Here is a 20,409-nt window from a genome sequence, read left to right on the forward strand (position 1 = left end):
AGGTTACCCAAGGCTCTGATACTTCACAGTTTTTTCTCGTCAGAAATCTGCCGCCTCAACGCTTCTAGGCCGCTCAACGGATTGGATTGGATTTACTCACCAAAACTGTTAAGGTCTGCAAAACAATAAAGACTTGAGGGCAGTGATGAGCGGGATACGGGCCTCTCAAAGATTCGATGTCATGTCCAAGCGGCTCGGGAGCCGGTTGCGTGATCATGCGCAGGAGACGTTCCCACCGGATGCCCAGAAGGGTCTCCGTCGCTTCGCGATGCGGGAAGCCGCCGATCTGCTTCGGATCAACCAGAACACCTTCCGCCATCATGTGTCAAATCTCGAAGGCTTTCCGGAGGGCGTGCTCGAGGGTGGCAACCGCCGCAGCTTCTCTGCCGAGGACATGGTCGAAGCCCAACGCGTCCTTCTTGAGACGGGTAGGATCAAGCCCGATGAACACCCTCACAGAAGAGCCGGCGAACCGTGCCAGGTCGTGACGATCTTCAACCTGAAGGGCGGCAGCGCAAAAACGTCGACCGTTGCTCATGTTGGTCAGCTTCTGGGCCTTCGCGGCTATCGGGTCCTGCTTATCGACCTCGACAGCCAGGCAAGTCTGACAAACCTGTTCGGGGTTACCCCTGAGCTCGATCCGGACATGCCGACGTCCTACGATCTGATCCGATCCGAGGGGCCCCTGCCCGCCTCAGATATCATTCGCAAAACGAACTTCCCGACAGTGGATCTGATCCCGGCCTCCATGGACATCATGGAGTACGAGTTCGAGGTCGCTTTGAGCTTCAGACACGGCGCCACCACCTTCCACAGTCGGATCCGTGAAGCGCTTGAGCCTGTCCTGAGCCGATATGATGTGGTGATCTTCGACACCCCGCCGCAGCTGAACTTCTCGGTGATCTCCGCCCTCTTTGCTTCCACTGGGGTCCTGATCCCGCTCAACGCGTCCATGCTTGATGTGATGTCTCTGGCAAGCTTTCTCGGCATGGCGAGCAACCTGATGGGCGTCGTCGAGGCGCATGCTCCCGAGCACGGCCTGAACTTCGTTCGGGTGCTGATCACCCGGTACGAGAACACCGACGGTCCACAGGTCCAGATCTCTTCTCTGCTTCGGACGGTCCTTGGCGATGCGGTCCTCCCTGCCGAGTTCCTGAAGTCGACGGCGGTAGGTGATGCCGCAAACACCCAACAGAGCATCTTTGAGGTCGAACCTCGCGACGTGAACCGCAGAACATACGAGCGTGCGATCGAGTCCGTTTCACGCGTGACCGACGAAGTTGAGCGCGAAATCCTCAAGGCATGGGGGCGTAGCCATGGCGCGTAAGGTCTTCGGGGACTCACTCAAGAACGCGATGGGTAAAGCGTCAACGTCGGATGAGGATGCGGATATCGATCTGAAGCGCACGAGCCCAACTGTCGCTCGAGCGCAAGCATCGGTGTTGGAAGAAGACAAACACGCCACGCGCTTGATCGACCCGAGCACTGTGCGAATGTCCGCGGTCATGGATCGCATCGATCCGAGCGATGGCCTCGAGGAGCTCGTCGCGTCGATCCGTGAGCACGGGCAAAAGGTTCCGGTTCTTGTCCGCCGAACCCAGGATGGCGCACTCGAGATCGTCTATGGGCGCCGCAGGCTTCTCGCCTGTCGTGAACTTGGTCAGAAAGTGCGCGCCACGGTCATGGAGATGACCGAAGAGGAAGCACTGATCGCCCAGGGCGTAGAGAACAATGCCCGCCAAGACCCCTCGTTTATCGAGAGGGCCCTGTTCGTCGCTGGGATCATTCGGGAACTTGGTAAAACTGACGAGACACGCAAGAACGCCCAGACCATCGCCTATCGGGCACTTCAGATCGACGAGTCGCTCGTCTCGCGGATGAACCGTATCGCCACCGGCATTCCGATGGAGCTGATCCATGCAATCGGACCTGCACACGGCGTTGGTCGGCGAGTCTGGGAGAAGCTTTTCAGGCTGTGCGAGAAGGACGTCGCGAGAGCCAGAGAAGTTGCCCGTGAAATCCCCCGCAACTTGCCAGGCCCAGACCGACTTGACGCAGCGGTTACGCTGCTCACGGCCGCCAAGGCAACTACACCCAAGGTTGAGCAAAGTGAGCGCGTGAAGATCGGCCGCAAAGGCAACCGCATCACCATCGATGTGGACGCTGACCTTGCCCCGCGCGTTGAAGACGCCATCCGGAAGCTGATCAGCGAGCTTCTTGACCGCGGTCAAGATGGCCCAGAGTGACGACCCCGTGTCTTGACCGCGGTCAAGACATCAAGAGCAACGAGCAGCAAACGAAAGGAGGACCGGCTAGAAAAGGAAAGACCCCCCGAAAGCGGTGCTTCCGAAGGGCCTCAATCAGTCTCGACACCTGATTGATACCCCCAAAACGAATCGAGTTCAACACCGCTCGCGGTGACCGGGGAAGCTTTTTCTTCCGAAACACCATGAGACATGTAACCCAAACACGAACCGCCATGGCGGAACCGAGAGCTATTGCCTGCCCTACTATCTACGAACTTCTGGGACCGGTACGCGCCCTGCGGAAAGAACTTGGCCTGACGAGCAACGACATCACGGTCTTGACGGCCCTGATCAGCTTTCTTCCCCGTGATCGAGAAACCACAAATGGTGAGACCCCACCCAAACTTACCGTTGTGTTCCCCTCCAACGCCTCCTTGTCTGAACGCGCAAACGGCGTCGATGAGAGGACCCTACGTCGCTGCTTGGGCCGTCTTGACGCAGCCGGCCTCATCGACCGGAAGAAGTCGGCAAACGGCAAACGCTTCCCCCTGCGGTATGGCGGCATCATCCGAGACGCGTTCGGGATCGACCTGAACCCACTGATACAGAACCACGACACACTGGCGGCCGAAGCGTTGAAGGTTGCGGAGAAGCGTGAACGCCTTCGCTCCCTCAGGGCAGAAGCACTAGCACTGCGCGCATCCCTCCTTCAGGACCAGCGCCTCGACGAAGCGCGGTTGTCCTCACTCGGAGCGATCAGGAACATCCTCCGACGAGCAACCCTCACGGTTGATGCAATCTTGCAGATCATCGCTGATCTCCGCGAACTCGGAGCGAACGCCGCGCAGAGCTACGGAGAGTGCGAGAGTTCAAGCGCGGCCTTGGACGAAATCCAATCACGCGACCAAGCCCTCAGCCATAACTGCACGCGCAAAATGTCCGCCAGAAACGGACAAAATGACCGGCAGATAGAGTCCATAAAAAAAGAACTTTTTAAGAAAGACGCGCAGACAAAGCAGACCAGTGCAGACCAACACATTGCGGGGCCTTCCATGAACCGGGACCCTGCAAAAATGTCATGGACAGACTTCACACATGTCTCTGACTTCTTTCCAGACCCACCTCGAACAGGAGAAGCCCTCAACCGCGTTCTCCTCGATATCGGGCGATTGCTTAGAATACGCCAAGAAAAGCTGATGCGTGGCCTCCAGAAAACCGGCGCTGGAAGGCTTCTAGTGATCTTAGATTACCTGTTGGGAAAAGGAGAAACGATCAGGCAGCCTGAGGCATACTTTGAAACGATCCTGGGCGCATAGAACATGCAGCTTTGACTTCTTGACCGCGGTCAAGAACGCCGAAGAGAGTGAAAGCTTGGGGGTTTGAGGGGTGACGGGAGGTGAGATCGGGAGATTGGCTTCCGGCGCCCGTCGTGGAGAAGATCTGATGGCGAAAGCAGCCCAGAAAGTCATCCTGTCCCCCTCACGGGACATCCCCTTCGACAAGCTCGTGCTGAGCCAGTCCAACGTGCGTCGCATCAAGGCAGGCGTCTCGGTCGAGGAACTGGCCGAAGACATCGCGCGCCGCGGCCTGCTGCAGGGCTTGAACGTCCGGCCCATGCTCGATGCCGATGGGGTCGAGACCGACATGTTCGAGATCCCGGCCGGTGGTCGTCGCTTCCAAGCGCTGTCGCTACTGGTGAAGCAGAAGCGGCTGGCGAAGTCGGCGCCGATCCCTTGCATTGTGCGGGATGCTGCGTCGGAGATCCTCGCCGAGGACGACTCGCTGGCGGAGAATATGCAGCGCGTTGCCCTGCATCCGCTCGACCAGTTCCGTGCGTTCCAGGCCCTGCGCGAAAAGGGCCAGGGCGAGGAAGCGATTGCGGCAGCCTTCTTTGTCACGCCGCAGATCGTGAAGCAGCGCCTGAAACTCGCTTCCGTGGCCCCTGCCATGCTTGAGGTCTTTGCCGAGGATGGGATGACGCTGGAACAGCTGATGGCCTTCACGGTGAACCCGGATCATGAACGTCAGGCGCAGGTCTGGGACGCGGTGAAGAATTCCTGGAACAAGGAGCCCTATGCCATCCGGCGCATGTTGACGGAAACCTCGGTCCGGGCTTCAGATCGTCGTGCGGTCTTCGTCGGCGTCGATGCCTATGAGGCGGCAGGTGGCGTTGTGCTGCGCGATCTCTTCCAAGGCGACGATGGTGGCTGGCTCGAGGACCCTGCTCTTCTGGACCGGCTGGTGGCTGAGAAGCTTCAGGCTGAGGCCGAAGCGCTCGCCACAGAGGGCTGGAAGTGGATCGAGGTGGCGACTGACCTGCCCTATGGCTACAGCTATGGTCTGCGGCGCCTGGCCGGTGACCCGGCACAAATGACCGACGAGGAAAGCGCTGCCCACGCTGTGCTCCTCGCCGAGTACCGGGAGCTGGAGGAGGAATACTCCGGCCAGGACGAATACCCCGAGGAGATCGACGCTCGGCTCGGTCAGCTGGAAATGGCGATGGAAGCGCTCGAGCAGCGGCCGCTGATCTACGATCCGGCCGAGGTCGGGCGCGCGGGCGTCTTCGTCACGCTGGATCGGGATGGCAGCCTTGCGGTCTATCGCGGATACGTCCGGCCCGAGGACGAGCCGCGCGAGGAGTCCGCGGTCCAGGATGGTGGTGGCGCGGATGCCATGGGGCAGGGGGGTGATGTCGGTGTTTCGGGCTGGAATTCGGCAGCGACCTCCGCTGGGGGCACCGTCATCACCTCGGGTGGTCAACCGATCGGCGCGGATGCGCCCGAGGAGGAAGACGATGGCGCGCTGAAGCCGCTGCCCGAGCGGCTGGTAATGGAACTGACGGCCCACCGGACCCTCGCGCTGCGCGAAGCCATCGGGCGCTCGCCGGACGTGGCGCTGACGCTGCTGCTCCTGAAGCTGGTGACGGATACCTTCCGCACCTCCTCGTCCTCAGGCAGCTGTCTCGAAGCCTCGGTGCGCCATGTGTACATGTCGGCGCAGGCGCCCGATCTGAAGGACAGCGTCGTGGCCAAGCTGGTCGACGAGCGTCACGCGGCGTGGGAGGCCGATCTGCCTCTCGGCGACGATGTCGCGCTCTGGGACTATATGACCGTGCTCGACCAGGGCAGCCGTTTGGCTCTGCTGGCGCATTGCCTCAGCTTCGGCGTCAACGCGCTCCATGAGAAGGTGAACCCCTATGGTGCGGGCATCTCCGCCAGCGGTCTGACACGCCGCATGGCCCATGCCGATCTGGTGGCGCGTGCTGTCGATCTCGACATGGTCGAGGCGGGCTGGGAGCCGACGGTCGATGGCTATCTCAACCGTGTGCCCAAGGCCCGGATCCTCGAGGCCGTGCGCGAGGCGAAGGGTGAAGGGACCGCGCAGCTGCTCGATCACCTGAAGAAGGGCGAGATGGCCACAGAAGCCGAGCGGCTCCTCAAGGGAAGCGGGTGGTTGCCCGAGGTTCTGCGCCGGGTCGATCTGGTCGCATTGGGCGGCGAGGTGATCGCAGAAGGGCAGGGGGAGGACGCTGGACAGCCCGAAGAGGTCGATCTCCCCGCCTTCCTGACTGCCGGTCTGCCGGAAAGCGCCGCGTCAATGATGGCTGCGGAGTGATCTGAGCCATCCGGGGGCGGGGAAACCCGCCCTCATTACAACAAAACACCGCAATATCAATATGATGAATGCGAATACTCGCATTCGGGATGAGAAATCATGTCTGCAACGAACATCATCAACTCAGCCCCTCTCGGGGCACTGATCCGCTACACCGACGGCAGTGCCAGGCCGCCGGCGCGTTTCACGAAGAAGCTCGCGGCCTGGGAGCGCTCGAACGGCGTCGGCCGTCTCGTGAAGAAGGAACCGCCCCGGGTCTATCCGACCTGGACTGCTCCGGCCTCCTTCACGCTGCATGAGGGAAACTTCTCCTCGGACTGGGTCATTCTTGTCACCATTATGCGCAGCCATTCGGCAGACAGCCGACTGAACTTCGAAGTGGCCGAGGAACCGAAGCCCGGGCAGGTGCGCGTGCTGCTGGACTTTGGCGGCAACAGCGAACTGCTGCATCTGGCGGAGTCCGTCACCGCAGCGGAGATCTGGATTGCGCGGGAAGGCTATCGCAATGCACGGTTCGAAATCGTCGGTGCCGAGGACGGCGATAGGGCAGGGGGCGCGGACCTGGCCGCCTGAGCCCTGACAAGGCGTGAGGGGCCCACCCACCGGCAGGCCTCTCACTTACCACACCCTCGTCCCGCGAAATCGCGGGGCGCCGAAGGTTCCATCCCCCAAGACGGTAGCCATCGACCAGTAGCATATGCCCTAGAGGCTGGCGGTGTTCCAGGCATCAGCGGGACAATCGGCTCCTGACGTTGGGGCACCATCCCCCGCTCGCCATTCCCTTCCTTGCCCCGAATCCTGTCTTCGAGATCAACCCGCGAGGGGTCGGACTACGGGCAAGCCCGTGCCGCCGGGTCAATTCGGGCGAGCCGAACGCACCCGGTGATGTCAGCCAGTCTTCGGGCCTTCGGGGTCCTGTCGCGCGGGGGATGGTCCCCCGCCTCCAAGACAGGAGCCAAACAGATGTCCCGCAAAGATGCACACGCCTTCGCCGCCTCCCTCGCCGCCACGCTCATGGTCTCGATCGTCGTCTTCCAGGCAGGGGATGGAACCTTCGGCGCCGTCCCCGCCGATGAAATCGACGGCGACGAGGTCGTGATCGTGGGAGAGCACGATCCCTTTGGGTGAGGCTTCGGCCTCACTTCTCTAGGGTCCAGGCGCGGCGCAGGCGCGCCACTGGGCCTATCGCCGATCGAGTTGCCGGCGAGGCCGTTCAAACGCGCGCCAGTCATCGACTCGGCACTGTTCTTGGTGCATTCGCGTTGGACGAAACGCTGACGGACGGCAGCACAGCGTGGCGGCCGCGGCAATTCCGTTGAAGCGGCGTTATGTACGTCGCAGCGGAGGACCTGCCCTGCGCCTTGTTGCGGGCCACTGCGCAGATTTTAGGTGCCGCCATGCACGTGCGGTCGGGCCATGTCCTCAAAGATCGGCCAAGTCCTTCCATAATCGGCTAGTTGAGGAGCCGAGCAAACTACGGTGATGTAGCTACCGCGTACATCCCGCTTCAGCCGCGTGATCGCCGCATAGGCCCCAGCCAGATCCTCGGATCGGATGGCTTTGTTCAGATGTAGGACCAACATTCGGCTTTCCCACCCCTTGAAGCTGTGAATGGTGGCGGCCTTGACGCGCGGCTGGCCCACAAAGAAAGCCATCTTTCGACGATCCTGCTCGAGCTTACCTTCCGCAAAGATGTGCGTGCATGAAATCCCGTAGGGCTCACGATCCAGCTCTTCAACGATCTGCCGACCAACTTCATGGCTCTCGGTCAGCAGGACGATGTCCGAATTAGACAGACCCGAGGCCAAGCCAGTCTGCTTCATGAAACTCAGGACAGAATTGACGCAGGTGTTCGCCGCCTCCTGCTCATCACACTGAGTCCAGCGCAACTCGCAAGGATAGTAGTCAAGCTCGTCATTCTCCGGCTCTGGGATGATGCGTGTCGCTTCGGGCAGGAACCGCTTTGCGAAATCCTGACTCAGCGTCAAGAGCTTCGGTGGAAGCCGATAGCTGACATCCAGTGTCGCCCACTCCCCTGCGAACCCCGCCCCCGTCATCGCCACTTCCGTCCAGCTTTGCGCTGATCCGTAAAGGTCTTGCGAGCTGTCGGCCACAAGCAAGGCCTCGCCGCCGGGTCGTAACCCAGCACGCAGCGCATTCCACCAAAGGGGCAAGTAATCCTGACCCTCATCTACTAAAAGTGCGTCGTATTTCTCTTCATCCACCAAGGCAGTCGCCGCTCTTCGTGCAAGCGCTGGCACTTTGTCATTTAAGATCGGCGGCAAAATGGGCTGCAGTCTTCTTTGTTCTTCCCGCGCCGGCAGCTTCATATTCGTGATCTCAGCAACGGGCTGCATAATAGCAGCGTATTCATCGCTGAACGCTTCAGAGATCTGGCAGACATCCCGGCACCAACTATGAAAATGCGTGAAGGTCAAAGTGCCACCGCGCCGCCCTCCCTTGCGCGCCCGCGTCACCAGATCGCGCAAGTAATGCCAAAGTGTCATATTGAAGGTGACAACCAGCACATCCTTGCCTTCATCGACCAGCTTGGCGGCCTTTGCAGCAAGCACCAGGGACTTCCCTGAACCAGCAGCCCCCTTCAGGCGCCGATAGCCGCTTTTGGTCCGCGTCTGCGCCAGTTCGCGTTGCTTCTGATCCATTTCCAGCGGCATTCTCTGGGCCTGAGAGAAGTCCGGCTCGACCAACCATCCGCGTAGATCATCTGCCAGGTCAGGGCGCATATAGGATTTTCCCTTGCGATTCAGAAGGGGAAGCAGCGTTTCGACACGGCCCTCAGCCAGCTCACGACGGCCGATGACGGGCCAGTACTCATGGCGCCTGTCGTGCTCTCCCGAGCGCAGGAACGGCTCTTGCAGTAGTAGAACCCTTTCCCGGTCTGCCGCGGTGAAAGCCAGGGCTCCGTTAATCGTTCCAAAGCCATACTTCTCAGCCAGACGCGGGCAATAGACCGAGTAGATCGCTTCCTTGTAGCGCCGGATTTTCGCGAAAGGATTTTCTATACGAAAATCACGGCCATCCGCCCCTGTCGCATAAAGCTCTTTCCGCCGACTACTGTATTCTTTGACAAAATAGGGCATCGCATCAAGGTTCCAGTCCTTCACCTCGATGACGCCGATCCCCACATTCGGCTCAAGCAGTACGAAATCAGGCTTCAGCCCGTTGAAATACGGCTGAAGATAAATTTCCCACTCTGGAGGCAACTTGTCATCCAGCATGTCAAGCACGCGCAGCTCGCCAGCCGTCAAAGGTTGGCGTAAGTGGGGGTGCTGATCGCGAGGCGGTTCGATAATGCGCATGGCTACTCTCTTAAGGACGAAGTTCGTCCGAAATATGGTGGGAAATATCGGTGCAATACGCAGCGGCGCCACTCAAGCAGCGGCGACAAGGGCACCGTTTGCGCAAGCTAGCCGTCCAGAAGAGCTATTCAGTCGCGCTGGTCGGCTCAGAATGGCCGCCATCTCGGCCGCAATAAGCGCAGCGCCTTCAAAGAAGTCGCTCAAGCTAGCTGTGGCGCTAAACTCAAGAAACTGCCTTCCCTTTGCATCTTCATCCAACCAAAGATCCACCTGCGGATCCGCCAGGTTTTCGACACTGACTGCCATAGCCTCGATAAGGCGCGCAGGATCCGGAAAGACGGGTCTCCCCCAACCATCCCACGCCGTTGCTGTTTTCAAGGCGCCACCCGTCTGGCCATAGGTCAGGCGCAACAGCGTGAATCTGCCTACTTCGATGCGCCATTGGCGCTTTGCATGGTGAAACTTGGTCGATTCAAGAATGAGAACATGCTGGGTCATTAGGAAATCTCCACGCCAGAGGATGTTAGTGATATTTGAACGAGGGGCGGCGACGGCTGCTGACAAGACGGCGGTCGCTGGCATGGTAGCAGGTCACGACCTCGCCCTCATCGCTCACCACCGCTTGCAGCCGCGCAAGACTGCGCAATGTTCCCTCAGATGCGCCTTCTGCTGCCAACCTGCTTAGGTCCGCTCTGGACAGTTGAACATAGGAGCAGCCTTGGCCAGCATTGTAGGTTCTGCCATGTTCCAGCAGAATGCGCATGGCTTCTGCAGAGACTCCGCGCTGCGCGAGCCGGCAGATGGCATGCCGGCTGTAGCGATAGGCTGATTGCACCTGCATCACACAGCCTCCTTGTCAAAGGCCCGCTTGCTGGCCTGACGAAGCCGCTCCAGCTCCTCTAGACGCGCGACCTGACGCGCCTGCGCTTCTGCGGCCGGATCCGGTTTGCCAAGGAGGCCAAAGTAATGAGGGGAACAACCCTTCTTCAGCACACGCTCTGCATTGAAGGGATCGGCGTAGGCGGCATCGCGCTCCTCGGCAGAAAGGCCTTCTGCAATATGCCCCTCCGGCTCGAAGTAGCGCGCGGCCAAGAACTGATACTCTGCGTCCAGCTCAGGGTTGTCGGCCGCATAGGCTGCTTGCCAGGCGGACAGTTTCCCCAAACTTTCTTGACGCAGCTCTGCTAGCTTTGCGTCTCGCGCACTCTCCTGGCGCAGAACCTCCTCTTCGACGGCCCGCATGCCGAAACGCTCTAGGGTCTCGCGAGCCGGCAGGCGGAGCCGACCGGTCGTAAAGTCAGAAACCCTCTCTGCATCCTCTTCTGCAAGAAGCGACAGGATTTCAGGGTCGACGTTGAAGCCGACGGCCTTCAATGGCGTTCCGGCATCGGGTTCGTGCATGGATGTCGCATCCACGATCCCCTTGAGGTCTTGACACAACCGCCGCAGCGCCACCGCGAAAAGGTTGCGAGGTGTAGCGTCTTCAGATTTTGCCGCGATGCCAAAGCACTTACGCTGGCCAGCGGCGCGCTGATCAAGGTTAAACCCTTCCCCTTCCTCAGCATTACCACCGATGTGCACATACAGACCGGCCTTCTTTGCAGTCCGCCACGCGTCCAGATCCTGCTCCGGGACCCGGATGGCATGACCGGCCAGGATGGAGAAGAGAACGGGGGCAATCTCGATAATGTCGCGCTGCGTCACTGCGTAGCGTAACCCCATCACCTCAAAAGCATTGTACGATGCAACCGAAACAGAGGCATGGATGGCCACCCTCCCATCGGGCACGTCAACGAAATTCTTGTAGAACGCGACCGGCTCACAGCTCAAAAGCTCTGCGATGATGCGGAGATCTCGATCCTTCGGGACGTTCCCGCCACTCATCCACCGGCTGACAGTCCGCGCATCCTTGCCTGTCGCTTCCTTGATGTCCTTCTGTGTGACACCACGAGCTTTCATCAAAGCTCTGAGCTTTTCCCGATCCAACGCCATTCTGATACACCTCCGTAGCTGTCCTCAAGGTGCCAGACATTTATTGATATTGTTAGATGTCATATTTTGGCGGGATTTCGGCCGTTACTCGCCGTTAAGTTCCGAATGGAAGAAGTTTTGAACAGAACGTTGGACAAAAAGTGTCATAAAAGCCCGTCGAATATGCTTCAGCAGGATACTGATTCGAACAATCGCATCCACGGGCGGCCAAGACTGAGCTGCGGGCCGAGTTGATCGACCAGCATTATGCTATCAGGGGGCTGAAGTCTGACGGTCGGAGAGGCTGGTCAGCGAGTTTGGCGGCCGCAACTGACAACTGGAGGAAGGCCGGGATCGCAGATGCGGGTCATCGCGCCATTGTCCGGCAGGTTTGTCCGCATCGACGTCAGCAGCGGCAGCGACCTGCTGTGCGATAGAATGTACGGCCGCTTCGAAGCGGTACCTTGCAGCATCGATGATGGTCGAATGTCCGTTAAGGGCCGATCGCGTAGGTCAAGCCTTCAACTGATGGCTAGGTCGCTCGTGGTCTTTCCTGCCTCCAAAGCCTCAATGAACCACTGCGGTTTCCTTCCCCGGCCGGACCAAGTGAGAGCCGCGTTCTCAGGGTGACGGTATTTCGCTACGGCAGGCGCGCGGGTGGCTCTCGTCTCGGTGCCGACGAGTTCGGCCAGGGAGTAGCCCAGATCCCGGGCGAGAGCTTCCACCTTGGCGCGGGCTTCCGCCTTCTGGCGATCCTCGAATGTGGAGATCGCCCTGGCGACGTCCTTCTGCATTTTCTTCAGCTCGCTGAGCGACAGTGCCTCGAGATCTAAATCAGCCATTGATGCGGTCCGTGTCCTGAATGATCCGGCATCGATAGCCTGTCGCGGCAGGGGGCCGCAACTCCCGGAAGGCTGGGGCAGGGGTGGCAAAGGCTGTTGATCGCCGTTTTCGCCGCCAGGGAGGTGCTGAACTGGGGGTCAGACAGTCCGGATCGGCAAGGTGACAAGTACTGGCATGGGCTCCCCGCGCATCTCTGTCTCCTGGGCCATCCCTTCGACTGACAATCCCCTAATCCCGTTCGGTCTCCTGCGCGCAACCCCGCGTCAGTCCGGGCCGTGTTGCCCCTTTGGGGCTGCCCGCTCCACCCCGGTCCTCTGGGGGTTTCCGGCGTCCGTTCCGTCCACCGTGCACGCGTCACCCGACGGGCTTTTTCCGGGTCTTGTCGAAGGGACGGTCCCGAAGACAGGACACATAGGAGCTTACCATGCAGAACATCGTCATCCTCGCCGGCAACATCGGTCAGACCCCCGAAGTCCGCACCACCCAGGGCGGCACCAAGATCACCAACTTCAGCCTCGCCACCTCCCGCCCCCGCCTCTCGGAAGGTCGCGTCCTGCGCGACGAGAACGGCTACCGGGTTATGGACACGGAATGGCACCGCATCACCTGCTTCAACGGTCTCGGCAAGACGGTCGCGGAGCATTGCGAAAAGGGCATGAAGGTCCTTGTCCACGGCCGCATCCACTACACCAAGTGGATCGACAGCATGGGCAACGACCGCTACGGCTGCGAGATCATCGCCGAGAAGGTCGACTTCCTGAGCCGCCCGAAGTCGGCCGAGAACGAAAACCCCGAGCTGGTCGACCGCGACGACGAGATTCCGTTCTGACGAACGGGGCCTCCCCCTCGGGCCCGGCGGGGAAACCCGCCGGGTTCGCTGTGCAGCCGCACGGCAGCTTCGAGCCCCTGAGCTGACGGTCGGGCATGGCGCGGTAGGATCATGGCCGCGGCTGGTACAGCATCGAAGTCGCAGACGAAATGTGCTACGGCGGTCGCTGAGCGATGCTGTGCTGCGGTCGGCGGAACGGCCTATTTGCCGCTCATTCATTAGGTCGAATGACAGGCCTGAGTGATCACGTGCTCAATGTACCTCCACTGCTTCCCGCGGAAGAACTGTCCATAGAGAGCCGAGGCTTGTATCCCGACGAGCCGTAAGGCCCTATCGGGCGTCCATAACTCTGTGTTTTGAACTTCAGTAAACTGCCAGATCGCGCAGCCGCTCATTCCGCCGATCGCCGGGCTGCAAAACCGCTCCCCTGAAAACGACACCCCCTCGCGATCGAGTACCAGAAAGAGGTCCAGCTCCGCTGAGACTGGTTGACGGGCACTTTGCGGAGCCGTTGCCATGACAGAGGTCCGATAGCTCGTTGGTTTCCCCGACAACTTCATGCCATCTTTCTTCAGCGTAGCTGAAGGGTAGCCGACCAAGAGGACATCTTCGGCCAATTCAGGATCCTTACCGATGGAAATGTCTACAGCCCGCCAGCCCTGCTTCACGATGGTGTGGACTTCAGGTTCTTTGATCTCGATGCAAAGGATGTCGACATCTACACCAGGAGCATCAACCGGTTTGAATAAATTGGAGATCCCAAGAGTTTGAAGGCTTGAGCCTTCAGGTGACCTTGCGATCGCAAGGTCCGCCGGATCGCAGCCATCAAGGATATGACGAGCGGTTAGCAAAAACAGCCTGTCCTTGCAGTTGATGAAAATCCCGGTAGCTAGGTGATCTGCGTCATCATCCGCTATCGCCATAAAGATCGGAACGGATGAACGAAAGCCGAAGTCCTCAATGGCCTTTTTGATTTGATTATCGATTTCAGTCTGCATCTCTCCATCCCCCTATTGCCCTGACTATTTAGCCTGAAAACCAAAGGGATGCATCACTTCAGGGAAACACAGCCCCCGCGAACGTCCACTTTGTCCCGCACTGCCGACACTTGTGCTCCGGCTGAAGAGTGAGAGGAGTGCCGGTTTCCCGGTGACGGGTTGAGGGCTGGGAGAGTGGCTCCCGGCGCCCGTCGCGGGAGATAGCCGATGGGCGTTGTGGAAGTTCTGGATCCGGTCGCACCTGTGCGGCCAGGTGGCTGGAAGGTGGATGTGAGCCGGGGTGAGCGGAACGGGCGGGTATTGTCCGAATGGTTCACCGGCCGGATGACGAGCGGTATCTGTCGCTGGATGATCTTTGGGCCAATGTGAAAGGCCGCTCCGAGCGCAGCCGCAGCCGGGTGGTGCAGACCGCCGACATCCGGGTCGAGGCTGCGCGCGACAGCGCTGAACGGCTGCACCTGGTCCTGCCGAAAGCGCATGAGCCGGTTGCGCCCACGCACTGGGCCTTCGGCCAACTCGCCAGCATCGTCGGTGCTCCGGCCTCCTACCTGCGACAGCTGCCCGCGCCGCTGGCGGGCATCAACCTGCAATACGGCCTGACCAACCACCGCGCCGAGCAGGTGAAGACCTTCGAGACGGAAGACGGCCGCACCGAACTGCGCGCCGTGACCGGCCCGGACTACGGCCGCATCCATGACCACGAGTTGGTCGAGGCCGTGCAGCGCATCGCGGGCAACGGTACAGGCGACACGCGCTGGAAGGTGCCGGGCGTGCTCGATTGGTCGACCGGGGTCTACAACCCTGATGTTGAGATCAGCCGCGACACGACCACCCTCTATGCCTCGGACCGCGACGTCTTCCTGTTCCTCGTCGACGATCACAACCCGATCGAGGCGGGCCGCCTGCCGGACGGCTCCCCCGATCTCTATTTCCGGGGCTTCTATTGCTGGAACTCCGAGGTGGGGGCGAAGATGCTCGGCATGGCGAGCTTCTACCTGCGGGCCGTGTGCCAGAACCGTAACCTGTGGGGCGTCGAGGACTTCCAGGAGATCAAGATCCGCCACTCGAAATACGCCGCCTCCCGCTTTGCCCATGAGGCGGCTCCGGCACTGACGCGGTTCGCCAATTCCTCGCCGCAGGGCTTCGTGAACGGTATCAAGGCGGCGCGGCAGCAGATCGTCGCGCGGACGGATGAGGACCGGGATGACTTCCTGAGGAAGCGCGGCTTCTCGAAGGCGGAGTCGGGCAAGATCATCGAGAAGGTGCTGATGGAAGAGGGCCGCCCGCCCGAGAGCATCTTCGACTTCGTGCAGGGCATCACGCGGCTTGCCCGCGACAAGACCCAGCAGGATGCCCGCCTCGACATGGAGGGGCGCGCCAAGAAGCTCCTCGACCGGGTCGGCTGAGGCCGAGACCTACAACGCGACCGCCTGCATCCCCGGCGGTCGCGCTTGCCCCTTCCACACGCACGCTAGTGGCCCCGCCCCGATAGGGCAGGGGGCTTCTGCCTGCGCATTTCAGCGAGAACTCCCATGACCCCCCAGGAGGAAACCGTCATCCTTGAGGCCCGTGACATCCTCGGCCGCTACCTGAGCCAAAACCCGGTCATCGGCAGTTGGCAGGCGCTGATGGACTATTGTGCTCTGACCGTCCGCGGTCCGATCGAGCGCTTCCACGTCCTCTACCTCGACCGCAAGAACCGCATCATCTCCGATGAGCTTTTCTCGACCGGCACGGTTGACCATGTCCCGGTCTATCCGCGCGAGGTGATCAAGCGGGCGCTGATACTGAACGCCAGCGCCCTGATCCTGATCCACAACCACCCCTCGGGCGATCCGACGCCGTCGGAGGCCGATCTCAGCATGACCAAGGAGATCCAGAAGGGCTGCAAGTACCTCGGGCTGACGCTGCACGACCACATCATCGTCGGCGCCGGGACGGAGCTGAGCCTGCGAGCTTTGGGCAAGCTTTGAGGGCCTGTCGGACCCATCGCCGCCGCCCCTTCGAGGAAGAGGGCGGCGGTTTGGTCTTTGACTGTGAAGCGGGGAGAGAGGCTTCCCGCGCCGTCGGAGATCTCCCCATGTTCGACCTGCCAATGCCCATCCTCCCGACCGCCTACGCGCGTGGCGTCACACCGCACTTTTCGACTGCCGACGCCGATCCCAATCATCCCTTCGCCCTGACCCTGTCGCGCCGCGCACCGGCCGACCTGATGTCTGGCCGCGCCGCGCCGCTGGTGCTCGCCCGCTTCGCGACGCTGGCCGAGGCCATGCAGGGCGCGATCGACCATGCCGAGAGGATCGCCCCGGATGCTGCGCCCCAGCTTCTGGCGATCCTCGATCGCGAAGAGCGGCTTGTTCTGGCTGGTGCCGCCAGTGACCACGCCGTCGCCTGGTGTCACCCGGTGACGAGCGCGGCCGAGGCGCGGGGCGTCGTCACCGAGGCGAGCCAGCTGCGCGCGCAGGCGGTTCGTGCCGCCGATTGGCGCGAGACCGATCTGGCGCAACGGCTGCGCCACCGCGCCGATCTTCTTGATGCACGGCTCGTCGACCCGCTCTGGCGCGCCTTCGCCGCCCGGGCGCTGCAGGTCGCGGCGTGAAGCCCGAGAGACAGAGAGGGGCAGGGGGGATTTGGAGCTTGTCCGGGGGAGAGAGATCGCCCGGCCCGGCTTCGATCCTTTCCCTTTACCGGAGACACACGATGACCCTGACTGAACCCACGCTCGCACCGCCGATGGCACCCCCGACCGTCGACATTGCGCAGATTTTCGCGGCGCATGCCGAACGCGCGGCCCGGATCGAAGCGCTGCGCCCCGGCAACAAGGATCGCCTCTTCGACGGCCTCTCGGCCGCCGGCATCACCCATGTCACCGTGACCTTCGATGGGGCCGGTGACAGCGGCCAGATCGAAAGCATCGGCGCTTGGTCCGGCGAAACCGCCGTCGATTTCCCCGCGACCGAGATCGCCTATGCCGCACTGACCTGGGACGACCCCGAGGTCGAGATGCGGCAGCTCTCGCTGGAAGATGTCGTCGAGCAGCTGGCCTATGACTTCCTCTCCGACACCCATGGCGGTTGGGAGAACAACGACGGCGCTTACGGCGAGTTCTGCTTCGACGCCGCGGCCCGCTGTATCCACCTCGAGTTCAACGAGCGCTTCACCTCGTCCGAACTCTACACCCACCACTTCTGAGGGGGCGGCGATGGCACATCCCTATCACCACGCCCTGTCCTCGGTGAAGAAGTGGGGCGGCACGGTCGACGATTTCATCGCGGTGCATTCCTGGTTTGATGCAAGCAAGGAGATCACGGCGGACTTCCGGCACCGGGCGCTGCGCCACCATGCGGAGGGCATCTTCATGGCGGAGACGATTTTCGGTCCGACCCTCACGCTCTCGACCGGGCGCATCATCCCGACCCGCTGGGTCGGCGAACAGCATGTGAAGGAAGATCTCGGCTTCATCCCGAGTTTCGCCGACTGGGTGAAGGCCATCCGACCCGAGCCATGGATGGGCCAGGCCGCGCGGATCGAGGCGCTGGTCGATCCGCATCTCGCCTCGCCCGTGGTCGAGGTCGCCTGACATGACCGATCCGGCTTATCAGCGCCTCGGCCTGCCAGCGACGGCCTCGCCCTACACCGTCCTGCGCGCGGCGGTCCGGGCGCTTCATCCCGACACCCGGGCTGTTCGCGGCTTCCGGACGGCGCGCAAGCGCTTCTACCGACAGATGCTTTGCGAGCATGCCGCGCGACAGGCGGCGGGCGACAGTCCCAGCGGCTGATCGCCCCCAACCACCCCCTCATCCCGACACAACGCCCGGCCTCTCGGCCGGGTCTTCACATTCAGGAGGTCCCTATGGCGGATTACTTCACCCATTTCTCGTGCCTGCTCGACGTCGGCACGCCCGACAAGGCGGCCCGCGCGCTTGCGCTGTTCGAGGAACTCCGCGCCGCGGATCAGGACGCCGACGACCCGGAGGTCGCGGGCTTCACCCTCGCACGACACGATGCGCCCGAGGGCAGCACTCTCTGGATCCATGACGACGACCACGGCGATGTCGAAGCCGTCATCCGCTTCGTGCTGCGCCTGGCGGACGAGCTCGACCTCATCGGCCTCTGGGGCTTCCAATACGCCCTGACCTGCTCCCGACTTCGCCTCGACGCCTTCGGCGGCGGCGCGCATGCCATCGATCTCGGTGCTCGCAAATCTATCGGCTGGACCAGCACGCACGAATGGCTCGCCGGCGCCCTCAACGGGGAGGACGTCGATGCCTGAGATCATCTGCACCACGGTCTACCAGTTCCCCGAACTCTCGGATGCCGCCAAGGAAAGGGCCCGCAGCTGGTATCGCGAACTTGGCCCCCACGACGAGTGGTGGGACGCGGTCTATGAGGATTTCGAAAGGGTCTGCGAAATCCTCGCCATCCGCCTGAAGACCACCCCCGTCCGCCTGATGGGCGGCGGCACGCGGGCCAAGCCCTGCATCTGGTTTTCAGGGTTCTGGAGCCAGGGCGACGGGGCCTGCTTCGAAGGCTATTGGTCCCACGCCAAGGGTGCCGCCGCGCGCATCCGGGATTACGCGCCCACGGACGCGACGCTGCATAGCATCGCTGACCGGCTGCAGGCCATCCAGCGGCGGAACTTCTACCAGCTCGCCGCTGAGGCCAGCCACCGTGGCCGCTACTATCACGAATACACCATGTCGATCGACGTCACGCGCGACAGTCTGACCTGGCAGCCGCCGACCCTCGATGCGGAGGAGATAGTGACCGAAGCGCTGCATGATCTGGCACGCTGGTTCTACTGCCAGCTTGAGGCTGAATACGACCACCTGACCTCGGACGAGGCCATCGAGGAGGGGATCATCGTCAACGAGTACACCTTCACCGAAGCCGGGCGGCGGTTCGGGTGAGCGCGCACGGTTGAAAACTGTCAGAAAACCGCGTATGTTTCTGACAAAGGAGCGATCATGGAGCGCATGGCCGAAAGCATTATGAATGTCGCGACGACGTTGCCGGAGGGAGTGCCTTTGGCAGCGAAGGGGCTCCTGCACCTCGGCTCGCGCGCGGCGGTCGATCAGACGCTGTCGCGTCTGGCCGCGCGCGGCGAGTTGATCCGTGCGGGACGCGGCCTCTACATGCGCCCCGTCCAAACACGCTTTGGTCCGCGCAGTCCGTCCGCTGAACAGGCGATTGAAGCGCTCGCTGTGCAGCGGGGCGAGACGATCGTGCCGAGCGGTGCTGCCGCAGCAAACGCTTTGGGCCTGACCACGCAGGTGCCGGTCAAGTCGATTTACCTCACGTCGGGACGAAGCCGTGTGCTGAACCTTGGCCGGCAGGCAGTCGAACTGCGTCATGCGCCGCGCTGGCAGTTGGCCCTTGGGAGCAAGACCTCGGGCCAGGCCGTCCGTGCGCTGGCATGGCTCGGGCCGGATGAGGCTCCCAAGGCCCTGCAAATCCTGCGATCCAAGCTCACGGAGACGGCAAAGACCGAACTCGTGTCCGCCGCGCCGCAGTTCCCGACTTGGCTGGCACGATTGGTCGGAGAGATGGTCCATGGCTGAGGCATTCCTGCGCCTCAACGCCAAAGACCGGCTGGATGCTCTTGGCGTCGCAGCCGATCGGCTCGGCCGACCAGCCCATCTCCTCGAAAAGGACGTCTGGGTGGTCTGGGCGATCCAGCAGCTGTTTGGATCGCCCATTGGCACAAACCTCGTCTTCAAGGGTGGCACCTCTCTGTCGAAGGCCTACCAGGTCATTGACCGGTTTTCCGAGGATGTGGATCTGACCTTCGATATCAGAGCGCTGATCCCGGATCTGCTCGAGGGCCGTGAAGACGCCATGCCCGCCACATCCAGTGAAGAGCGTCGCTGGTCGAAACGTGTTCGACACGCCTTGCCTGAATGGGTGGCCGGGACCGTCCAGCCGATCCTGCAGCAGGCGATTGATCGGGAAGGGATCGATGCCAGGCTTCGGACTGACGGCGACAAGCTGTTCATCGACTACCCACACCTCGCGCGCGGCACGGGATACGTTTCTCCGAGCGTGATGCTGGAATTCGGCGCGCGTTCTACAGGAGAGCCCGCATCCCCACGCGATATCGTTTGCGATGCCGCGTCTGTGATCGAAGGCGTGGAGTTTCCCACAGCCCGCCCGCGCGTGATGCATGCGGAACGGACGTTCTGGGAAAAGGCGACAGCGATCCACGTCTTCTGTTTGCAAAACCGTATGCGAGGGGATCGCTTTTCTCGCCACTGGCATGATGTCGCCAGGTTGGATGATGCGGGCATCGCCGCTGCGGCCATCCAAGATCGCGCGCTTGCTACCGCTGTCGCCCGGCACAAGACGATGTTCTTTGCAGAGAAGGCGGCGGATGCCACGTGGATCGATTACGGCGCCGCAACCTGTGGTCAACTCCAGCTGGCCCCAAGCGGTGCAGCCCTCGACGCTCTCGCTGACGATTACCGCCGGATGGCCGAGGACGGCCTGCTTGCAACGACACCAGAGCCCTTTGGCGACTTGATGGACCGCTGCGCTGACATCGCCAGAAGGGCCAACGCAGCTTCCAAATCTTCCTAGATCGCTACTCC

At 61.7% G+C, this 20,409-nt stretch carries 22 protein-coding genes and 1 pseudogene; 17 read left to right on the top strand and 6 right to left on the bottom strand.

The features are described from left to right. Positions 1 to 181 precede the first annotated feature (181 nt). The 6 genes from repA (at position 182) to AC3A5Z_RS21600 (ending at position 6,989) form a co-directional block, all read left to right on the top strand. A complete protein-coding gene (gene repA / locus AC3A5Z_RS21575) occupies positions 182 to 1,327 on the top strand; it encodes a plasmid partitioning protein RepA (protein WP_487521334.1) in 1,146 nt (381 codons plus the stop codon). Further along, positions 1,317 to 2,246, top strand: a complete 930-nt coding sequence (locus AC3A5Z_RS21580; protein ID WP_487521335.1) for a ParB/RepB/Spo0J family partition protein — start codon at positions 1,317 to 1,319, stop codon at positions 2,244 to 2,246. The genes repA and AC3A5Z_RS21580 overlap by 11 nt, the downstream gene beginning before the upstream one ends. Positions 2,247 to 2,449: 203 nt before the next feature. After that, positions 2,450 to 3,562 carry a helix-turn-helix domain-containing protein gene (locus AC3A5Z_RS21585; protein WP_487521336.1) on the top strand — a complete coding sequence of 371 codons (1,113 nt, stop codon included), beginning with the start codon at positions 2,450 to 2,452 and terminating at the stop codon, positions 3,560 to 3,562. A 127-nt stretch (positions 3,563 to 3,689) separates the two neighbouring features. Further along, on the top strand, positions 3,690 to 5,861 hold the full coding sequence (locus tag AC3A5Z_RS21590) for a ParB/RepB/Spo0J family partition protein (protein ID WP_487521401.1): 2,172 nt from the start codon (positions 3,690 to 3,692) through the stop codon (positions 5,859 to 5,861). A gap of 99 nt (positions 5,862 to 5,960) precedes the next feature. After that, positions 5,961 to 6,434, top strand: coding sequence for a hypothetical protein (locus AC3A5Z_RS21595; protein WP_487521337.1), 474 nt, complete (start codon positions 5,961 to 5,963; stop codon positions 6,432 to 6,434). Between the two features lie 390 nt (positions 6,435 to 6,824). Continuing rightward, positions 6,825 to 6,989, top strand: coding sequence for a hypothetical protein (locus tag AC3A5Z_RS21600; protein WP_018065899.1), 165 nt, complete (start codon positions 6,825 to 6,827; stop codon positions 6,987 to 6,989). 257 nt (positions 6,990 to 7,246) lie between these two features. Here the strand turns inward: AC3A5Z_RS21600 and AC3A5Z_RS21605 are convergent, their stop codons facing one another. The 5 genes from AC3A5Z_RS21605 to AC3A5Z_RS21625 all read right to left on the bottom strand — a co-directional run bounded on the left by AC3A5Z_RS21605 (position 7,247) and on the right by AC3A5Z_RS21625 (position 11,994). Further along, the gene (locus AC3A5Z_RS21605) at positions 7,247 to 9,181 is read right to left on the bottom strand and encodes a nuclease-related domain-containing DEAD/DEAH box helicase (RefSeq protein WP_487521338.1); all 1,935 of its coding nucleotides are present in this window, start codon (positions 9,179 to 9,181) and stop codon (positions 7,247 to 7,249) included. Between the two features lie 72 nt (positions 9,182 to 9,253). Continuing rightward, on the bottom strand, positions 9,254 to 9,679 hold the full coding sequence (locus tag AC3A5Z_RS21610; RefSeq protein WP_487521339.1) for a hypothetical protein: 426 nt from the start codon (positions 9,677 to 9,679) through the stop codon (positions 9,254 to 9,256). Between the two features lie 25 nt (positions 9,680 to 9,704). After that, positions 9,705 to 10,022 (bottom strand): DUF4258 domain-containing protein, encoded by a 318-nt coding sequence (locus AC3A5Z_RS21615; RefSeq protein ID WP_010398640.1) that lies wholly within the window; start codon positions 10,020 to 10,022, stop codon positions 9,705 to 9,707. Beyond that, complete coding sequence (locus tag AC3A5Z_RS21620) at positions 10,022 to 11,173, bottom strand: helix-turn-helix domain-containing protein (protein WP_487521340.1); 1,152 nt, start codon at positions 11,171 to 11,173, stop codon at positions 10,022 to 10,024. The genes AC3A5Z_RS21615 and AC3A5Z_RS21620 overlap by 1 nt, the downstream gene beginning before the upstream one ends. Positions 11,174 to 11,673: 500 nt before the next feature. Continuing rightward, on the bottom strand, positions 11,674 to 11,994 hold the full coding sequence (locus AC3A5Z_RS21625) for an H-NS histone family protein (protein ID WP_487521341.1): 321 nt from the start codon (positions 11,992 to 11,994) through the stop codon (positions 11,674 to 11,676). A 425-nt stretch (positions 11,995 to 12,419) separates the two neighbouring features. Between AC3A5Z_RS21625 and AC3A5Z_RS21630 the strand changes: the two genes are divergently transcribed. After that, a complete protein-coding gene (locus AC3A5Z_RS21630) occupies positions 12,420 to 12,824 on the top strand; it encodes a single-stranded DNA-binding protein (RefSeq protein WP_090271194.1) in 405 nt (134 codons plus the stop codon). Between the two features lie 218 nt (positions 12,825 to 13,042). On the opposite strand, the gene AC3A5Z_RS21635 is transcribed toward AC3A5Z_RS21630, so the two are convergent. Then, on the bottom strand, positions 13,043 to 13,822 hold the full coding sequence (locus tag AC3A5Z_RS21635; protein ID WP_487521342.1) for a hypothetical protein: 780 nt from the start codon (positions 13,820 to 13,822) through the stop codon (positions 13,043 to 13,045). Between the two features lie 207 nt (positions 13,823 to 14,029). Here AC3A5Z_RS21635 and AC3A5Z_RS21640 point away from each other — a divergent pair. The 10 genes and pseudogenes from AC3A5Z_RS21640 to AC3A5Z_RS21685 all read left to right on the top strand — a co-directional run bounded on the left by AC3A5Z_RS21640 (position 14,030) and on the right by AC3A5Z_RS21685 (position 20,398). Next, positions 14,030 to 15,228, top strand: a pseudogene (locus AC3A5Z_RS21640) (DUF932 domain-containing protein). 126 nt (positions 15,229 to 15,354) lie between these two features. Then, complete coding sequence (locus tag AC3A5Z_RS21645) at positions 15,355 to 15,795, top strand: JAB domain-containing protein (RefSeq protein ID WP_487521343.1); 441 nt, start codon at positions 15,355 to 15,357, stop codon at positions 15,793 to 15,795. A 107-nt stretch (positions 15,796 to 15,902) separates the two neighbouring features. Next, a complete protein-coding gene (locus AC3A5Z_RS21650) occupies positions 15,903 to 16,421 on the top strand; it encodes a DNA repair protein RadC (RefSeq protein WP_487521344.1) in 519 nt (172 codons plus the stop codon). 101 nt (positions 16,422 to 16,522) lie between these two features. Then, entirely contained in the window at positions 16,523 to 17,014 is a 492-nt protein-coding gene (locus AC3A5Z_RS21655; RefSeq protein ID WP_487521345.1) for a DUF6878 family protein, read from the top strand. 10 nt (positions 17,015 to 17,024) lie between these two features. After that, positions 17,025 to 17,402, top strand: coding sequence for a DUF6915 family protein (locus AC3A5Z_RS21660; RefSeq protein ID WP_487521346.1), 378 nt, complete (start codon positions 17,025 to 17,027; stop codon positions 17,400 to 17,402). Position 17,403: 1 nt separating this feature from the next. Beyond that, the gene (locus AC3A5Z_RS21665) at positions 17,404 to 17,601 is read left to right on the top strand and encodes a hypothetical protein (protein WP_487521347.1); all 198 of its coding nucleotides are present in this window, start codon (positions 17,404 to 17,406) and stop codon (positions 17,599 to 17,601) included. Between the two features lie 74 nt (positions 17,602 to 17,675). Further along, positions 17,676 to 18,095: a hypothetical protein gene (locus AC3A5Z_RS21670; RefSeq protein WP_487521348.1), complete on the top strand. Its 420-nt coding sequence runs from the start codon at positions 17,676 to 17,678 to the stop codon at positions 18,093 to 18,095. Beyond that, positions 18,088 to 18,732 (top strand): antitoxin of toxin-antitoxin stability system, encoded by a 645-nt coding sequence (locus AC3A5Z_RS21675; protein WP_487521349.1) that lies wholly within the window; start codon positions 18,088 to 18,090, stop codon positions 18,730 to 18,732. Before AC3A5Z_RS21670 ends, AC3A5Z_RS21675 begins: the two co-directional genes overlap by 8 nt. Before the next feature lie 57 nt (positions 18,733 to 18,789). Beyond that, complete coding sequence (locus AC3A5Z_RS21680) at positions 18,790 to 19,383, top strand: DUF6088 family protein (RefSeq protein WP_487521350.1); 594 nt, start codon at positions 18,790 to 18,792, stop codon at positions 19,381 to 19,383. Beyond that, a complete protein-coding gene (locus AC3A5Z_RS21685) occupies positions 19,376 to 20,398 on the top strand; it encodes a nucleotidyl transferase AbiEii/AbiGii toxin family protein (protein ID WP_487521351.1) in 1,023 nt (340 codons plus the stop codon). Before AC3A5Z_RS21680 ends, AC3A5Z_RS21685 begins: the two co-directional genes overlap by 8 nt. The last annotated feature ends 11 nt before the right edge of the window (positions 20,399 to 20,409 follow it).

The organism is Cereibacter sp. Soil_C_27, from assembly GCF_057657095.1.